This is a genomic window from Kitasatospora sp. NPDC089913 (assembly GCF_044748625.1).
GTDB lineage: Bacteria > Actinomycetota > Actinomycetes > Streptomycetales > Streptomycetaceae > Kitasatospora.
On the sequence record NZ_JBIVGI010000016.1, the window covers coordinates 173,999 to 189,410 of the forward strand.

Genomic DNA, 15,412 nt, shown 5'->3' on the forward strand with positions numbered 1-15,412 from the left:
TCCTCGTACTGGACGTACTTGGACGATTCGGCGGTGCGTCCAGGCGGGATGCCCGGCGTCGCGCGCGCGGCGGGAATTGTCAGATAACCCCTAGGTCGGCCCCATGACCGACCAGCCGTTCGTTCCCGCCGACTTCACCGTCCCCCGTGCGCTCGACGCCGAGGGGTTCCGCCTGGAACCCCTCGGCGAGCAGCACAACGAGGCCGACCACGCCGCCTGGACCGGCAGCATCGCCCACATCCGCGCCACCCCCGGCTTCGGGCACGGCACCTGGCCCCCGGCCGAGGGCATGGACCCCGACCGCAACCTCGCCGACCTGCGCCGCCACGCGGCCGACTTCGAGGCCCGCCGGGGCTTCACCTACAGCGTGCTCGCTGTCCCCGGCGACGCGGTCGTCGGCTGCGTCTACGTCTACCCGGACCGCGAGCGGCCCGGCGTCGCCGCGGTCAGCTCCTGGGTCCGGGCCGACCGGGCCGGGCTGGACGCCCCGCTGTACCGCGCCGTCTCCGACTGGCCGGCCACCACCTGGCCGTTCGCCGAGGCGACCTACGCCCCGCGCTGATCGGCCGCGGCGGTCCGCGCCCGCCGCCGTCCCCGCGCCGACCGCGTCGACCGCGCCGACCGTCCCCGCCGGGACGGCGCAAAGCGACCCTCAGCTCACGGCGGGGTGTCCGGTCGGGGTACCTTCTTCGGACAGCGTCCGAACAGCCGTCCCCGTACACCACAGCGGGACGGCGTCGAGAGAGATGGTGCGACGGTGGTCATGCCCGTCACCCAGGAGCGGTCCGGTACCGCACCCGAAACCCCCGACGAGGCACCCGGCCCCGGCCGCGTGGCCCGGGCCCTCGCCAGGATCCGGGCCGGCCTGCCCCGCACCGGACTGGCCGCGCTCGCCGGGCTGCTGCTCGCGCTGGCCTTCCCGCCGTTCGACCTGTGGCCGCTGTCCCTGCTCGGCGTCGCCGCGCTGTCCCTGCTGACCCGGGGCCGCACCGCCCGCCAGGCGGCCTGGACCGGCTTCGCCTTCGGCCTGCCGTTCTTCCTGATGCTGCTCAGCTGGCTGCGGGTGGTCGGCTGGGACGCCACCGTCGGCCTGTCCGTCGTCGAGGCGCTCTTCCTGGCCGCCCTGGGCTCCGGCCTCGCCGTCACCTCCCGGCTGCCCGGCTGGCCGCTCTGGGGCGCCTGCCTGTGGATCACCCAGGAGTGGGCCCGCGACCGGCTGCCGCTCGGCGGCTTCCCCTGGGGCCGGCTGGCCTTCGCCAACACCGCCACCCCGTACACCCCGTTGGCCGCGCTCGGCGGCGCCCCGCTGGTGACCTTCGCCGTCGCCATCTCCGGCACCCTGCTGGCCTGGTCCGTCGTGCGGGCCACCGGCCGCGGCGCCGACCGCCGCCCGGTCGCGGCCGCCCTCGCCGCGCTCGGCGCCGTCGCCACCATGCTCGCCGGGTTCCTGGTGCCGGTGCCCACCGCGGCCGCCGACACCGTCAAGGTCGCCGTCATCCAGGGCAACGTGCCCAACCCCGGCATGGACTTCCTCGGCCGCCCGATGATGGTCCTCAACAACCACGCCTCCGCCACCGAGAAGCTCGCCGACGACATCAGGGCGGGCCGGGCCGAGCGGCCGGACATCGTGATCTGGCCGGAGAACTCCTCCGACCTCGACCCGTTCTCCGACCCGGCCGCCTACCGGCGGATCGACCAGGCCGTCCGCGCGATCGGCGTGCCCACCCTGGTCGGCACCCTCGTCGACGGCCCGGACGAGCAGCACGTGCAGAACGAGGGCATCGTCTGGGACCCGAAGACCGGCCCCGGCGCCTCCTACACCAAGCAGCACCCGGTGCCGTTCGGCGAGTACGTGCCCTTCCGCGACCAGCTCTCCAAGGTCATCACCCGTCTCCAGCGGGTCGCCCGGGACTTCTACCCCGGCGACCACAACGGCGTCATGCAGCTCGGCCCGGCCCGGATCGGCGACGTCATCTGCTTCGAGGTCGCCTACGACGAGATCGTCCGCGACACCGTCGACCAGGGCGCCCGGGTCCTCGTCGTGCAGACCAACAACGCCACCTACGCCAAGACCGGGCAGCCGGAGCAGCAGCTCGCGATGAGCCGGCTGCGCGCCGTCGAGCACGGCCGCGCGGTGCTGATCGCCGCGACCAGCGGCATCAGCGCGGTGATCGCCCCGGACGGCACGGTCGTCCAGCGCACCGAGGAGCTGACCGCCGCCGAGCTGACCGCGACCGTCCCGCTGCGCGACGGCACCACCGTCGCCGACCGGGTCGGTGCCGCCCCCGAGTGGACGCTCGCGGTGGCCGGCCTGCTGGCCTGCGCCGGGGGCGTGCTGCTGGCCCGCCGCCGCGCGACGGCCCCCGCGGACGCCGGCGCCACCGCTCCCGGCGGCCCGCCCGCCCCGGGCGAGTGACCCGGTGTTCCGCCCGGCCCGCGCCCGGCGGAACACCGGCCGCCGGCCGGCCGTTGGACCAGGTGGTGCCGTAGCCGGCCCGGACCTCCCGTGCGGCGCGCAGAGCACCGCCTGGAGTGGATTCGTACCGTGACCCGGCAAGACACCCCCACCCGTCCGGCCCCGCGCTCGAAGCTGCGGCGCGCGCTGCCGCTGCTGCTGACCGCCTGGCTGGTACTGGAGATCTGGCTGCTGGTGCAGGTGGGCTCCTGGCTGGGCGGCCTGACCGTGGTGCTGCTGCTGATCGCGGGCGCGCTGATCGGCGGCTCGCTGATCAAGCGGGCCGGCGCGCGCGCCCTGTCGGCGGCCTTCGAGCAGACCCGCGACCCGCGGCCCGAGCAGCCGCAGACCGGGACCAGCCTGACCGTGCTGGCCGGCCTGCTGCTGATCCTGCCGGGCTTCCTCTCCGACGCGGTGGCGCTGACCCTGCTGTTCCCGCCGACCCGCGCGCTGTGGCGGGCGGCCGGGCGCCGGGCGGCCGACAAGGTGCTGCGCTCCACCGCGACCGTGGGAGCCGACCCGCTGGCGGACGCGATGCGGCTGCAGGAGCAGCTGCGGATCCACCGCCCGGACGGCAAGGTGATCCAGGGCGAGGTGGTCGAGCCGGGCGCCGGTCCGGCCGCCGGACCGCAGGGCCCGGACACCGGCTACCGCCCGCCCCTCAACGGCTGACCCGCGCGCCGACGGCGGACCGGGCCCGTCCCTCCCGACCGGGTGGGGCGGGCCCGCGGGCGGAAGCCGCTCCTGTCGGCGGCTCCTGTCGGCCGGGCGTGTCGGCCGGGCCGAAGCCGTCTCCGCCCGGCCCCGGAGCGAGCGGGAACGCGAAAGGGACCCTGGTGACCAGGGTCCCTTTTCGCGTGCCCCCGCCGGCCGGCGGGAGCGGGGTCAGGCGCTCTTGCGGGTGTCCCGCGGGTGCACCGCGAGGTTCATCCCACCGGAGCGGAGCACGGCCAGCCGCTCGGCCAGCACCTCCTCCAACTCCTCACGGGTCCGGCGCTCCATCAGCATGTCCCAATGGGTACGCGTCGGCTTGGTCTTCTTCTCCTCGGGCTCGTCACCGTCGAGGAGTACCGCCTCCTGGCCGCAGAAGCGGCATTCCCAGGCGGAGGGGATCTCGGCCTCGACCGAGAAAGGAACCTCGAATCGGTGTCCGTTCTGACATGCGTACTCGACGGTCTGGCGGGGAGCCAGATCGATACCGCGGTCGGTCTCGTAGCTAGTGGCCCCGAGTCGCGTGCCGCGGAGAGCTCGCTCGCTCATGAATCGTGCCTCCCGGGCTTATGGCCCACAGGACTAGTGGTCGCTGTTCTTCGTCGTTCGGTCAACGCGCGGCCTCCGACGAAGATTCCCGTCCCGGGACATGCGTCGTCTGTTGTGCCGTCCCTGTTTGTACCCACCGGCGCCCGATTTGTCACATCTGGCCGGTGATATCACCCCAGGTGTCACCTATTTCACATCTGGTGATCGGTCGGCCTTTCCCGGACGAGCGTACCGGGCCGGGATTCGACGGTGGGAGCCGCCCCTCCCCTTCGGATGCATGGCCGCCGGTCAGGCGAGTGGGCGGAAGCGTAGCGCGGCCGGGCCCTTGGCGAGGTCCACCCCGGCGTGCGCGGCCGGACCGAGCTCCACCGGGACGGTCGGAGTGCCGTCCTGGTGCGCGGGCAGCGGCTGCGCCGACGGGACCGGCGCGGGCGCCTCGGTGCGGGTGTCGCGGTGCGGCAGCAGGGCGATCACGGCGTCCCGAAGCGCGGCCGGCGCCTCCTCGTCCAGGGGGTCGACGGTGGCCGGCAGCTGGAGCCGGACCGGGGCGCCGGTGCCGATCCGGGCGTAGCCGCGCCCGGCCGGGGCGTGCGCGGCGGGCACGATGTCCAGCGGCACCCCGAGGGCGGCGTGGCTCTCCTCCGGACCGGCCGGGCCGAGCACGACCCGGGCCCGGGCGGTGGCCCGGACGCTCGGCGAGATCCGGTCCCGGGCCTCGATGTCGTCGGCGACCACCACGGTGACCCGGGCGGCGCGGCCGTGCCGCAGCGGCAGCTCCAGCAGGTCCTGCGGGTCCGGGCGGCCCTCGGCGTGGGCCAGTTCGGTCAGCTCGGTCGGGTGGTCGAGCAGCAGCCACAGCGGCCGGGTGACGTCGGCGGGCGGCGCGGTGCCGGCGTGCCGGGCCGCGTTCAGCGCGGTGAGCCGGCGCTCGGTCTCCTGGGCCGCCCAGTGCAGCGCGGCCAGCGCGCCGTGCAGGCTGGTCTCCACGGTGTGCACGCCGGGCCGGTTGACCAGGCAGGCGTGCTCGCCGGTACCGGCGCCGTCGATCACCATCAGATCGGCGTACGGCAGGACCTGGAGGGCGATCGAGCGGATCAGGCTGGAGGTGCCGTAGCCGCTGACGCCGAGCGCCAGCAGGTGCGGCTCGGCCGAGCGCGGACCGGTCCGCCAGACCACCGGCGGCTGCTGGGCGGGCGCGCCGCCCTGCTGTACCGGGATGGTCCTGGCGCTGCCGTCCTCGTCGGTGAAGCCGAGCACGATCTCGCCGGGCGCGGCCACGAAGCGCTGGGCGGCGATGTCGGTGGGCAGCGGGGCCAGGGCGGCGATCCGGAGCCGGTTGGACTCCTCGTCCCAGTCGAAGCGGTACTCGCGGGCCCGGCCGGCCTTGCCCTGGACGACCTGCTCGATCCGGGCCCGGGCGGCCGGCTCGGTGTCGGTGAAGTACGCGGGGTAGGCGATCTCCAGTCGGGAGAGCCGGCCCCCGGTGTCGAACTCCCAGCCGGAGAAGACGTTCTTCCAGTCACCCTCGTGGCGGTAGAGCGGCACGAGCTCGTCCGGTCCGGCCAGGTACGGGGTGAGGGCCGCGTACAGGGCGGTGAGCTTGACCTCGGCGACGTCCGGCTCGGGCGGGGCCGGCGGGGCCTTGGGCGCGCGACCGGCCCAGGCGGCGCTGGCCATCAGCGCGACCAGGGCGAACAGCAGGCCGTGCGGCAGCAGGAAGATCCCGACCAGCATCGCGGCGACCAGGAACACCGTCGGCCCGCGCCGCTCCTTCGGGGTGGCCTGCCAGCGGTCCCTGGCCCAGCCGGCGTGGTGGCGCAGCCCCCGGCCGACGACGGTGAGCGGCGCGAACATGTCGGAGGCGTGGTCGCCGGCCGTGCGGACGAGGTCGCGGCCCTTGGTGAGGTGGTGGCGGTTGAGCGGCATTCCTGGCTCCCCGGGCGAGTGGGACGGTCGGGTGGAACGGGTTTCGCGGCGGCGGCCGGTCCGGTGGCGGCTCCGGCGGGAACGGCCGGGTCGGGCGGGAACGGCCGGGTGGGGCGGGAACGACCGGGCCCGGGGCGGTGGGATCCGCACCCGGGCCCGTGGGGCGGGGGAGGCCCGCTAGAACTTGATGCCGCCGAGCAGGCTGGCGAGGGTCGCGCCGCCCGCGGTGATGCTCGGCGCGATCGAGGAGCCGGCGATGTAGAAACCGAGGAGGGCGCAGACGATCGCATGGGAGACCTTGAGTCCGTCCCTGCGGAAGAAGAGGAAGGTGATGGTGCCGAACAGGACGATGCCGGAAATCGAGAGGATCACGTTCTGCTCCTCGGAGGAGGGGACGGGGACAGTGTCACGGAAAGTGCCACAATCGTGACAAAAAGTAATAGATGATGGAACGGTGCAAATGGGTGGATCTTCGGAGATGCGCCATTCCGTGACCCGGACGGCGGTGTGCGAACCGAGCCCGCCGGGGCCCGTGGGTGCCGCATTTCCGGCGTGCCGAGCCATTCCCGCCGCCCGGGCGGGAAGTTTCCCGGGGTGGGGAGAAGTTCCCCCGAACGGGCGCGCAACCTTCCCGCCCCCGTGTCGTGCGCTACGGTGCGTCCGGCGCGACCACCGACCGCACCGGCACGGCCCCGACCCGGGCCGCGCCGTGGAGAAAGGCCGAGACATGACCGACACCCCCGACGCCGACGTGATCGCCCTGGCCGGCAAGCTCTTCGACGCCGCCCGGGCCGGCGACTCCGCCGTCCTCGCCGCCTACGTCGACGCCGGCGCCCCGGCCGACCTCACCAACGACCGCGGCGACACCCTGCTGATGCTCGCCGCCTACCACGGCCACGCCGTCGCGGTCACCGCCCTGCTGGAGCGCGGCGCCGACCCGAACAGGGCCAACGACCGCGGTCAGACCCCGCTCGCCGGCGCCGTCTTCAAGGGCAACGACGACGTCCTCGACGCCCTGCTCGCCGGCGGCGCCGACCCCGCCGCCGGCACCCCGTCCGCCGTCGACACCGCCCGGATGTTCGAGAAGACGGCACTGGTCGCACGGTTCGAGGGCCGACCGGAGGCGGGCTGAGCGGGCGCCGTAGGCTTGACGACCATGGAGAGCACCACCACCGGCGGAACCTTCGCACACGACCGCAAGGGCGACCGCGTCGAGCTGCGCGTCACCGGCTTCGGACACCCCGACGCCCAGCTCCTCGCGGCCGAGGTCCAGCAGGAGTACGTCGTCCGCTACGGCGAGGGCGACATCACCCACCTGCACCCCGACCACTTCGAGCCGCCCGCGGGCCTCTTCGTCATCGCGTACCTGGACGGCCGGCCGGTCGCCTGCGGCGGCTGGCGCGCCAAGTCGGCGGCCCCGTTCGGCATCCGCGACGGCGACGCCGAGCTGAAGCGGATGTTCGTCCGCCCCGAGGCGCGCGGCCGCGGCCTGGCCCGCACACTGCTGCGCCACCTGGAACGGACCGCCGCCGACGCCGGCCGGACCAGGTTCGTCCTGGAGACCGGCACCGAGCAGCCCGAGGCCATCGCCCTGTACGCCTCCGAGGGCTACGCGGCGATCGAGAAGTTCGGCATCTACCGCGAGCACCCGCAGAGCATCTGCCTGGGCAAGGAGTTCGACGGCGCGTCCGCCGCCTGACCCGCGCCCGGGCCGGGTAGCCTCCCGAGGGGGACCGACCGGACCCCTCGGGAGGGGCGCCGGCCGACGACGGCCGGCGACGGGCGGGGGAGAACCGCGGATGACCGGACCGGTACTGCCCGCCGCGCCTGCCGGACGCGCCGCACCTGACGGACGCGCTGGTCCTGCCGACCCCGCCGGTCCTGCCGGGCCCGCCGGACTCGGGGAACTCGCCGACCCGGACGGCCCGTTGGCCCGACTGGTCACCGGGGGCCTGCGCACCGCCGGGACCGGCGGCGTCTGGTCGGTCGGCGACGCCGGCGGCGTCCGGGCCCGCGGCCGGACCGGCCCCCTCGGCCAAGGCCCCTGGGCCGCAACGGAGATGGACCACGACACCCTCCTCGACCTGGCCAGCATCACCAAGATCGTCGCCCTCTGGCCGTGCGCCGGAGCCCTCCGGCAGGCCGGCCGGCTCTCCCTCGACCGCCCCCTCGCCGACTACTGGGCTCCGGCCGCCCGGCACCCCGTCGGCACGGTGACGGCCCGTCAACTCCTCACCCACACCGCAGGGCTGCCGCTGCGCACCCGATTCGCCGAACTCTACGGCGACGACCCGGCGGCGATCCGGGCCGGCGTCCTCGCCGCGCCGCTGCACCGCCCGCCCGGCCTCGCCGTCGAATACACCGACCGGGCCGCCGTCCTGCTCGGCCACCTCGTCGAGGACCTCGCCGGCGCACCGCTCGACCGGCTCGCCGCCCGGCAGGTCTGGCAGCCGCTCGGCATGACCGACACCTGCTACGGCCCGCTCGGCCCGGACACCGCCCACCGCACCGCGCCCACCGAGTACGAGCGCAGCGCCGACGGCATCCTGTGCGGCACCGTCCACGACCCCTCGGCCCGGCTGCTCGGCGGCGTCTCCGGCAATGCCGGCGCCTTCTCCACCGCCCACGACCTGGAACGCTTCCTCACCGCCTTGCTCGCCCCGCCCACCGGACTCCCCTGGGGCGAACCGTGGATCACCGAGTCCCTGCGCGTCCACACCGGCGGACTCGCCCCCGCCCGCGGCCTCTCCTGGCTCTGCGCCGCCGGCACCGACCCCGCCGCCGGCACCTTTGTCCACTACGGCTTCACCGGCACCGGCATCTGGGTCTCCCGCCGCCGCGGCCGCTGGGCACTGCTGCTCACCAACAAGGTCCACTACGACCGCGACTTCCAGCCGCTCACCGACCTGCGCAACGCCTTCCGCCGGGCCGTCCTCGGCTGACGGCCCGGCGGGGGCGTGCGCGCGGCGGTGCCGGGCGTCAGATCAGCGTCGACCAGTACGACCAGAAGCGGTTCAGGACCAGCAGCGCGATCACCGCCGCCCACAGCACCGGCAACGCCCAGTGGTAGCGGGCGGCCTCCCGGACCACCGGCCGCAGCCGGGGCCCCACCGGGACCACCCCCGACCGCAGATTGTGCAGCGTCGTGTACCAGAACAGCGCCACCACCGTCACCCACACCACCATGCAGTACGGGCACAGCGCACCGATGTCGTACAGCGCCTGCACGATCAGCCAGTGCGTGAACCCCACCCCGAACAACGTCCCGGCCTGCAGCCCCAGCCAGAACCAGCGCCGGTACGCGGCCCCCGCCAGCAGACCCGCGCCCACCGCCGCCAGCGCACCGAACGCGGCCAGCCCGAGCAGCGGGTTGGGGAAGCCGAACACCTCGGCCTGCGCGGTGCGCATCACCGAACCGCAGCTGATCACCGGATTGATGTTGCAGCTCGGTATGTAGGAAGGATCCTCCAGGATCCGCAGCTTGTCGAAGGTCAGCACCGCCGAGGCGGCCAGCCCGACCAGCGCGGCCAGCAGGACGAACAGCGAGAACGCGCGGCCCGCGCCGACCGGCCCGGGAGCGGGCCCGGACGCACCGGCGGGACCCGCGGCGCCGGGACGGGAGGAGGAGTGGGACGGCAGAGCGGTCGATGCGGTCATGGCAGAGCACTCCGTGGGTGAGGAAGGGCCGGCCCGGCCGGGAATCGGCCGGGCCGGTGGTGCTCACTGCAAGCCCGCGGCCTGCTTCACCTGCGCGGTGAACTGCTCCGCCGTCAGCGCCTTGTTGCCGCTGAACAGCGTGAGCGGCTTGCCGTCCACCTTCACCGTCGGCGTACCGGTCACCCCGCTGTCGTTGAACGCGTCCGCGACCTTCTTCGCCCACGGCGCGTACGTCCGGTCCGTGACCGCCTTGACGAAGGCGTCCGTCTTCAGCCCCGGCACCTTGTCGGCCAGCTCCAGCAGGTGGTTGACGTCGCCGAAGGCGTCCTCGCGCTCGTCCGGCTGGTTGGCGTACAGCACGTCGTGGTACGCCTTGAACTTGTCCACGCCCTCGTTCACCGCGGCGCCGATCGCCGCCAGCGCCGTGCGCGAACCCTTGCCGCCGAGGTTCTTGTCCAGGAACGCGGCCAGGTGGTACTCGACCTTGACCGTGCCGTCCTCCGTCAGCTTGCGGACCGCGTCACCGTTCGCCGCCTCGAAGTTCTTGCACACCGGGCAACGGAAGTCCTCGAACACCTGCAGGGTGTGCGCGGCGTCCGCCTTGCCGTACGTGATGACCGTGCCGTCCGCACCCGAGGTGTTCGCCGGCACGACCATCGCGGTCGGCTCGACCGCGTCCGCCGACGAGGACTTGCTGTCGCCGGCCGTGCTGATCGCCAGCGCGGTGCCGCCGACCAGGGCGAGACCGACGGCCAGCGAGACACCGACGACGATCCGCCGACGGCGCGCGTTCGCCTGCTTCTCCAGACGCTGCGCCTCCTGGATGCGCTCACGGGCGCTGATCTTCTGGGCCTGCTTGCGGGACGGCTTCTGGTTGGGGTGAGTCATGTCGGACCAACTCCGTAATGGGGCGCGCCGAGGGGCGCGCGGAGGTGTCCCCACCCCGGCACGCGGCGTACGGCACGGGCGCGCGGGGGCGCCGGCGCAAGGTACGGGCCGGAGGGGACTGCTGGACGGGGGCGGAGTCGCGCACCGCCCGCCGGACACCCGGGAGCCCGTTACGGGGCGGTCCTCAGGACGTCGTCAGCAGGCAGGCGCCGGCAGCGGCGGACCGCGGCGCGGCGCCGGACTCAGCACCACGTCCTCGCGGCGCGGGCGGCGACGGTCCGGAACCGGCAGCGGCACCCGCAGCACCGGTCGGACCGGCGCCGGGACCAGCAGCGCGACCAGCGCGCGCAGCGGCGCCGCGACCGCCAGGCGCAGCGCGCGCAGCGCCCGCACCAGGCCGGACAGCGCCGCGTCACCCAGCCGCAGCCAGGCCGCGGCGGCCAGCGCGATCACCAGGTGCACCAGCAGGAGCAGCAGTTGGGTGGCCGCGGGCGCCAGCCGCCCGGAGTGCCCCAACTGGCCGTAGAGCAACGACGACCCGTCCACCGAGCCGCCGCCGCAGACCAGCAGGTTCATGCCGCGGGCGGGGAGGTCGGCGCCGAGGACCGGACCACAACTGGTCTGGCCCAGGTTGAACGTCGTGTTGAGCAGCAGTTCGACCGGGACCATCACGGCCGCGATCTGCGTCAACCGTCGTTCCCCGCCGGCCAGCGCGGCCGCGACCAGGAACACGACGGCGGTCGCGACCGCCACCAGCGTGAGCGGCAGCGGGCGACCGGTGATCACCACCTGGCCCAGCGCGGACAGCGGCACGGCGAGCGCGGTGAACACCGCGGCCCGCAGGGCCCTCGTCGCGTGGGTGGAGGTCGTCACGCTCGGGAGTATGTCACGGCCCTTACGCCGGGCACGAGGGTGCGTCGGGGCCGGCGGCCGGATCGGCGCACAGATTGTCCCGCATCGGTCGTTCGTTCGCGGTCCGGGGGCGGGGAGTTCACCGGGGCGATGGGTTTGACGGCGCGGCGGCGGGTGAGGGGCCGTCAGCGGCTGACGGGGCGGTGGGACGGTCCGACAATCGGGCGATGGACTATGCCCATGGCCCGGGGCCGGGGGCGCCCGATGTGCCGGAGGGGCCGGAGGTGCCGGGGGCGCCCGCGGTGCCGTCGCCGCCGTGGCCGCCATGGCCGTGGTTCCCGCCGCACACCCCGCAGCCCCCGCACCCCTCGCATCCCCCGCACCCTTCGCACTCCGCGACGCCCTGTCCGTCGCCTTCGCCTTCCGCCACCCCGCTGCCGACGCCCACGCCCGCGCCGACCTTCCCTCCCTCGCCGTCCCCGTCGGTGCCGGCCGTACCGTCGCCCGTCCCGACCCCGGCCGCGACCGCACACCCCGAGCCTTCCGCCGCCCCCGAACTGTCCGCGCCGTCGCCCGTGCGGACCGACCCCGCAGCCCCGGCCGTCACCCGGCAGCCCGCGAAACCCGCCCCGCCACCGCTCCCGCCGCACGGCCCCGTCACCCTCCGGCCGGGACCCGGAGCACACCCCTCGCCCCCGCACCCACAGGGCCCGCACCCACAGGCTCCGCCCGACTGGACGGCGCAGCCCCCGCCCATGCCGCCGCCCCCCGCTCCGACCGCCACCCTCACCGCCGTCGTCGCCGCACCCCCGCCCCCCGCCGCGCCCCCGACCGCCGGCCTCGACCCCACCACCTGGACGACCGTCCTCCTCCTCACCGTCCTCGTCCCGGCCGCGCTCGCCGCAGCCCTCGGCCACCACCGCACCAGCTCCCGGAGCCGCCGATGAACCCCCTCCCCCTGCTCAGCGCCGCCGCCTGCGTGACCCTCGCCGTCGGTGCCCTGGCCATCGCCCACCGACTGCGCCCCGCCGTCCCCGAGGGCGAACTCCCGCCCGAGCCCCACCCCGTCCTCTCCAGCATCGGTTCCGGCCTGCTCTCCGGCTTCATGCTGCTCACCGGCTTCCTCGTCGCCACCGGCTGGGCCGCCCGCAGCACCGGCGTCCTGCCGCCCCGCGGCCTCTACCTCGCCGACGTCGCCGCCGGCATCGCCGTCCTCCTCTACCCCGCCCTCGCCGGCCTCCCCTTCGTCCCCCGCTACACCACAGCTGTCGTCTTTTTCGCCGCCCTCGTCGGCTACACCCTGTGCCTCGCCATCCAGCTGCGCCCCTGAGCGCCGCCGCGCTGCGGCGGTGGGGGCGGGGGCCGGGACGGGTGCGGCGGGTGGCGCAAAGGTGCGCTGCCCCGGGCCGGGGTGCGGGCTAGCCTGGGGAGCGATTCCCGGACGCCCCGGAAGGGGGTGCAGACGGATGGCCGATGACATGGTCACCGTGGGTGAGGTGGTGCTCGGACGGATCCGGGCGCAGACGGAGGTACTGGCCGGACTGGACGACGCCGTCCGCGCCGACGAACCGGACGCCGTGCACCGGATGCGGGTCGCCTGTCGACGCCTGCGCAGCGCGTTCCGGACCTACCGGCGACTGCTGGCCCCCGGAGCGACCGACGAACTGGTGGCCGAGCTGCGCTGGCTCGCGGCCGCGCTGGGCCGGGCCCGCGACCAGGAGGTCCTCGGCGAACGGCTGGCGGCGCGGGCCCGCGAACTGCCCGCGGAATGCGGACCCGAACAGGTCGCCGCCGAACTGGAACGCCGGGGGAAGACCGAGTACCGCCGCGTCTGGCCGGAGGTCGTCGCCGCCCTGGACAGCCCGCGCCGCCGGGCACTCGCCGACGGACTCGCCGCACTGCTCACCGACCCGCCCTTGCGCGGCCGGGCGGACCGGGCGGCCGGCCCCGAGCTGAGCCGCGTCGCGGCGAAGGAACAGCGGCGCACCGCCGACCGGATCCGCACCGCGCTGGCCGACGAGGGCACGGAACAGGACATCGCGCTGCACGAGGCCCGCAAGGCCGCCAAACGCGCCCGGTACGCGGGCGAGACGGCGCTGCCGGTGGCGGGCCGGGCGGCCGAGCGGTACGTCTCCCGGATGAAGGCCGTCCAGGAGGTCCTCGGCGAGCACCAGGACGCCGTGGTGGCCTCGACCGCGCTGCGCGAGCAGGCACGGGCCTCGAAGGAGCCCTTCGGCTACGGCGTGCTGTACGGACAGCAGTTGGCCGAGGCGGAGCGGGCGCGGCGCGCACTGCCGGAGGTGTGGGAGCGGGCGGCCCGGCCGAAGCTGGCCCGCTTCGGCTGAGCCGAGGCCCGGAGCACGACCGACGCTCCGCGCCGTCACTCCTCCGCCGGGTCGAGCCCGGCGGAACGGGCGGCGGTGCGGAGCAGCTCGCGCAGCATCACGGTGCTGAGCCGGCCGGTGTTCGTATTGCGCGGACTGACGTGGTAGCAGCCGTACAGCTCCAGCGGCGGCCCGCCGTCACGGGCGGCCAGGGTGACGTGCGCGCCGTGGCCGAACCGCGGCCGGGGACGCGGAACGGTCCAGCCCGCCGCGTCGAGCACCGGGAGCAGCGTCTGCCACGCGAACCCGCCGAGCGCCACCACGCTGCGCACGGTGGGGCGGAGCAGCTCGAACTCGCGGGCGATCCAGGGCCGGCAGGTGTCGCGTTCGGCGGTGCTCGGCCGGTTGTCGGGCGGCGCGCAGCGCACCGGGTCGGTGATCCGCACACCGTGCAGCGCGAGGCCGTCGCCGTGCCGGACGGAGAGCGCGCGATTGGCGAGGCCCAGGCGGTGCAGGGCCGCGTAGAGCAGGTCGCCGGAGGGGTCGCCGGTGAAGATCCGGCCGGTGCGGTTGGCGCCGTGCGCGGCGGGGGCGAGGCCGACCAGGACGAGCGGGGCGTCGGGCGGGCCGAAACCGGGGATCGGGCGGGCCCAGTAGTCCCAGTCCAGGTAGGCGCGGCGTTTGACCCGGGCCGTCTCCTCGCGCCACTCGACCAGCCGGGGGCAGGCCCGGCAGCCGGTGACGACGCGGTCGAGGGCGGCGAGGTCGGGCGCCCGGGCGGCGGCCGCGGCGGGGTGCCGCGGGTGGTCCGGGGTGTCCGCGTACTCGTCGGGGGGCTGCGGCATGGCGACGATCCTAGGGCTGCGCGGGGTTCGTCCCGGCCAGGACGGGGCAGGCGTAGCGTGGAACCAGCTGTTCCGGCTGCCGTCGGCCGGCTGGGTCGGCGACGGCCGGGGCTCGCTGCCGCGCGAGGAGGCCGTGATGGTCGTCGATGTGGTGATAGCGGTGGTCGTCGTCGTGCTGATGCTGACGGCCGTGGTGGCGGGGCTGAGCGTCCGCGTGGTGCAGCAGTTCCAGCAGGGTGTGGTCTTCCGGTTCGGCCGGGTGCGCGACGAGGTGCGCGGGCCGGGGCTGGTCACGCTGATACCCGTCGCGGACAGGCTGCGCCGGGTGAACGTGCAGATCGTGACGCTGCCGATCCCGGCGCAGGAGGGCATCACCCGTGACAACGTGACCGTCCGGGTGGACGCGGTCGTGTACTTCCGGGTGGAGGACCCGGTGAAGGCGATCATCAATGTGCAGGACTACAACTTCGCCATCTCCCAGGTCGCGCAGACCTCGTTGCGGTCGATCATCGGCAAGAGCGAGCTGGACGACCTGCTGGCCAACCGCGAACCGATCAACCAGGGGCTGGAGCTGATGATCGACAGCCCGGCCCTCGGCTGGGGCATCGAGATCGACCGGGTGGAGATCAAGGACGTCGCCCTGCCGGAGTCGATGAAGCGCTCGATGTCGCGGCAGGCGGAGGCCGAGCGGGAGCGGCGGGCGCGGATCATCACGGCCGACGGCGAGTACCAGGCGTCGGCGCGGCTGTCGGAGGCGGCGGCGGTGATGAGCGCGACCCCGGCGGCGCTCCAGCTGCGGCTGCTGCAGACGGTGGTGGAGGTCGCGGCGGAGAAGAACTCGACGCTGGTGCTGCCGTTCCCGGTGGAGCTGTTGCGGTTCCTGGACAGCGCGGCGGAGACCCATCGGCGGGCCGCGGGCACGGCCGCCGGCGCGGGACCGGGGGAGTCGGGGGCCGGGGAGTCGGCCGAGGTCCCGGGTGCGGAGGGCGGGACCCCTCCGGTGCGTGCTGCCGAGGTGCACGAGCTCCCGCCGTTGGAAGAGGTGTTGGAGAGCTCGCCGCTCGACGTGCCGGGCGAGGTTCCGGCCGACGACCCGGCCGAGTCGTCGGAGGGCCCCGGGGGTGGGCGGGGAGCCGCCGCGCAGGCCCGGTGGCGGGGCCCCGGCGGCCGGACCACGATGGAGTGACGGGAGTGGCAGGCAGGTC

The 15,412-nt window shown here is 75.0% G+C and carries 17 protein-coding genes; 10 read left to right on the forward strand and 7 right to left on the reverse strand.

Annotated elements, in window-relative coordinates:
- Positions 1 to 103: 103 nt before the first annotated feature.
- The 3 genes from ACIPYS_RS24355 (at position 104) to fxsA (ending at position 3,127) form a co-directional block, all read left to right on the forward strand.
- Complete coding sequence (locus tag ACIPYS_RS24355; protein ID WP_400749432.1) at positions 104 to 562, forward strand: N-acetyltransferase; 459 nt, start codon at positions 104 to 106, stop codon at positions 560 to 562.
- 201 nt (positions 563 to 763) lie between these two features.
- A complete protein-coding gene (gene lnt / locus ACIPYS_RS24360) occupies positions 764 to 2,416 on the forward strand; it encodes an apolipoprotein N-acyltransferase (RefSeq protein ID WP_400749435.1) in 1,653 nt (550 codons plus the stop codon).
- Between the two features lie 129 nt (positions 2,417 to 2,545).
- Positions 2,546 to 3,127: an FxsA family membrane protein gene (gene fxsA, locus ACIPYS_RS24365; RefSeq protein ID WP_093863136.1), complete on the forward strand. Its 582-nt coding sequence runs from the start codon at positions 2,546 to 2,548 to the stop codon at positions 3,125 to 3,127.
- Between the two features lie 213 nt (positions 3,128 to 3,340).
- Here the strand turns inward: fxsA and ACIPYS_RS24370 are convergent, their stop codons facing one another.
- From ACIPYS_RS24370 to ACIPYS_RS24380, 3 genes are all read right to left on the reverse strand, one after another.
- Positions 3,341 to 3,715 (reverse strand): RNA polymerase-binding protein RbpA, encoded by a 375-nt coding sequence (locus ACIPYS_RS24370; RefSeq protein WP_030396357.1) that lies wholly within the window; start codon positions 3,713 to 3,715, stop codon positions 3,341 to 3,343.
- A 288-nt stretch (positions 3,716 to 4,003) separates the two neighbouring features.
- A complete protein-coding gene (locus ACIPYS_RS24375; RefSeq protein WP_400749439.1) occupies positions 4,004 to 5,641 on the reverse strand; it encodes a hypothetical protein in 1,638 nt (545 codons plus the stop codon).
- Between the two features lie 177 nt (positions 5,642 to 5,818).
- Positions 5,819 to 6,013 carry a hypothetical protein gene (locus ACIPYS_RS24380; RefSeq protein ID WP_030306123.1) on the reverse strand — a complete coding sequence of 65 codons (195 nt, stop codon included), beginning with the start codon at positions 6,011 to 6,013 and terminating at the stop codon, positions 5,819 to 5,821.
- A gap of 355 nt (positions 6,014 to 6,368) precedes the next feature.
- On the opposite strand from ACIPYS_RS24380, the gene ACIPYS_RS24385 reads away from it, so the two are divergent.
- The 3 genes from ACIPYS_RS24385 (at position 6,369) to ACIPYS_RS24395 (ending at position 8,583) form a co-directional block, all read left to right on the forward strand.
- On the forward strand, positions 6,369 to 6,773 hold the full coding sequence (locus ACIPYS_RS24385; protein ID WP_093863137.1) for an ankyrin repeat domain-containing protein: 405 nt from the start codon (positions 6,369 to 6,371) through the stop codon (positions 6,771 to 6,773).
- Between the two features lie 24 nt (positions 6,774 to 6,797).
- A complete protein-coding gene (locus ACIPYS_RS24390; RefSeq protein ID WP_400749442.1) occupies positions 6,798 to 7,340 on the forward strand; it encodes a GNAT family N-acetyltransferase in 543 nt (180 codons plus the stop codon).
- Between the two features lie 100 nt (positions 7,341 to 7,440).
- Positions 7,441 to 8,583, forward strand: coding sequence for a serine hydrolase domain-containing protein (locus ACIPYS_RS24395; RefSeq protein WP_400749445.1), 1,143 nt, complete (start codon positions 7,441 to 7,443; stop codon positions 8,581 to 8,583).
- A gap of 37 nt (positions 8,584 to 8,620) precedes the next feature.
- On the opposite strand, the gene ACIPYS_RS24400 is transcribed toward ACIPYS_RS24395, so the two are convergent.
- From ACIPYS_RS24400 to ACIPYS_RS24410, 3 genes are all read right to left on the reverse strand, one after another.
- The gene (locus ACIPYS_RS24400; protein WP_093863140.1) at positions 8,621 to 9,298 is read right to left on the reverse strand and encodes a vitamin K epoxide reductase family protein; all 678 of its coding nucleotides are present in this window, start codon (positions 9,296 to 9,298) and stop codon (positions 8,621 to 8,623) included.
- Positions 9,299 to 9,361: 63 nt separating this feature from the next.
- Positions 9,362 to 10,186 (reverse strand): thioredoxin domain-containing protein, encoded by an 825-nt coding sequence (locus ACIPYS_RS24405; protein ID WP_093863141.1) that lies wholly within the window; start codon positions 10,184 to 10,186, stop codon positions 9,362 to 9,364.
- A 195-nt stretch (positions 10,187 to 10,381) separates the two neighbouring features.
- Positions 10,382 to 11,059, reverse strand: coding sequence for a hypothetical protein (locus tag ACIPYS_RS24410; protein ID WP_400749449.1), 678 nt, complete (start codon positions 11,057 to 11,059; stop codon positions 10,382 to 10,384).
- Between the two features lie 734 nt (positions 11,060 to 11,793).
- On the opposite strand from ACIPYS_RS24410, the gene ACIPYS_RS24415 reads away from it, so the two are divergent.
- From ACIPYS_RS24415 to ACIPYS_RS24425, 3 genes are all read left to right on the forward strand, one after another.
- Positions 11,794 to 11,985 (forward strand): hypothetical protein, encoded by a 192-nt coding sequence (locus ACIPYS_RS24415; RefSeq protein ID WP_093863144.1) that lies wholly within the window; start codon positions 11,794 to 11,796, stop codon positions 11,983 to 11,985.
- Positions 11,982 to 12,368, forward strand: a complete 387-nt coding sequence (locus ACIPYS_RS24420; protein WP_400749452.1) for a hypothetical protein — start codon at positions 11,982 to 11,984, stop codon at positions 12,366 to 12,368. Before ACIPYS_RS24415 ends, ACIPYS_RS24420 begins: the two co-directional genes overlap by 4 nt.
- A gap of 136 nt (positions 12,369 to 12,504) precedes the next feature.
- Complete coding sequence (locus ACIPYS_RS24425) at positions 12,505 to 13,383, forward strand: CHAD domain-containing protein (protein WP_093863146.1); 879 nt, start codon at positions 12,505 to 12,507, stop codon at positions 13,381 to 13,383.
- Positions 13,384 to 13,418: 35 nt separating this feature from the next.
- Here ACIPYS_RS24425 and ACIPYS_RS24430 read toward each other — a convergent pair whose 3' ends face one another.
- Positions 13,419 to 14,207, reverse strand: coding sequence for a uracil-DNA glycosylase (locus ACIPYS_RS24430; protein WP_400749457.1), 789 nt, complete (start codon positions 14,205 to 14,207; stop codon positions 13,419 to 13,421).
- 136 nt (positions 14,208 to 14,343) lie between these two features.
- Between ACIPYS_RS24430 and ACIPYS_RS24435 the strand changes: the two genes are divergently transcribed.
- Positions 14,344 to 15,393, forward strand: a complete 1,050-nt coding sequence (locus ACIPYS_RS24435) for a slipin family protein (protein WP_400749515.1) — start codon at positions 14,344 to 14,346, stop codon at positions 15,391 to 15,393.
- The last annotated feature ends 19 nt before the right edge of the window (positions 15,394 to 15,412 follow it).

What these genes read in the sequence shown, in the direction of transcription:
- ACIPYS_RS24355 (WP_400749432.1), top strand. Translation starts at nt 104, where the DNA reads ATGACCGACCAGCCGTTCGTTCCCGCCGACTTCACCGTCCCCCGTGCG.
- lnt (WP_400749435.1), top strand. Translation starts at nt 764, where the DNA reads ATGCCCGTCACCCAGGAGCGGTCCGGTACCGCACCCGAAACCCCCGAC.
- ACIPYS_RS24370 (WP_030396357.1), bottom strand. Translation starts at nt 3,715, where the DNA reads ATGAGCGAGCGAGCTCTCCGCGGCACGCGACTCGGGGCCACTAGCTAC.
- ACIPYS_RS24375 (WP_400749439.1), bottom strand. Translation starts at nt 5,641, where the DNA reads ATGCCGCTCAACCGCCACCACCTCACCAAGGGCCGCGACCTCGTCCGC.
- ACIPYS_RS24385 (WP_093863137.1), top strand. Translation starts at nt 6,369, where the DNA reads ATGACCGACACCCCCGACGCCGACGTGATCGCCCTGGCCGGCAAGCTC.
- ACIPYS_RS24390 (WP_400749442.1), top strand. Translation starts at nt 6,798, where the DNA reads ATGGAGAGCACCACCACCGGCGGAACCTTCGCACACGACCGCAAGGGC.
- ACIPYS_RS24395 (WP_400749445.1), top strand. Translation starts at nt 7,441, where the DNA reads ATGACCGGACCGGTACTGCCCGCCGCGCCTGCCGGACGCGCCGCACCT.
- ACIPYS_RS24400 (WP_093863140.1), bottom strand. Translation starts at nt 9,298, where the DNA reads ATGACCGCATCGACCGCTCTGCCGTCCCACTCCTCCTCCCGTCCCGGC.
- ACIPYS_RS24405 (WP_093863141.1), bottom strand. Translation starts at nt 10,186, where the DNA reads ATGACTCACCCCAACCAGAAGCCGTCCCGCAAGCAGGCCCAGAAGATC.
- ACIPYS_RS24415 (WP_093863144.1), top strand. Translation starts at nt 11,794, where the DNA reads ATGCCGCCGCCCCCCGCTCCGACCGCCACCCTCACCGCCGTCGTCGCC.
- ACIPYS_RS24420 (WP_400749452.1), top strand. Translation starts at nt 11,982, where the DNA reads ATGAACCCCCTCCCCCTGCTCAGCGCCGCCGCCTGCGTGACCCTCGCC.
- ACIPYS_RS24425 (WP_093863146.1), top strand. Translation starts at nt 12,505, where the DNA reads ATGGCCGATGACATGGTCACCGTGGGTGAGGTGGTGCTCGGACGGATC.
- ACIPYS_RS24430 (WP_400749457.1), bottom strand. Translation starts at nt 14,207, where the DNA reads ATGCCGCAGCCCCCCGACGAGTACGCGGACACCCCGGACCACCCGCGG.
- ACIPYS_RS24435 (WP_400749515.1), top strand. Translation starts at nt 14,344, where the DNA reads ATGGTCGTCGATGTGGTGATAGCGGTGGTCGTCGTCGTGCTGATGCTG.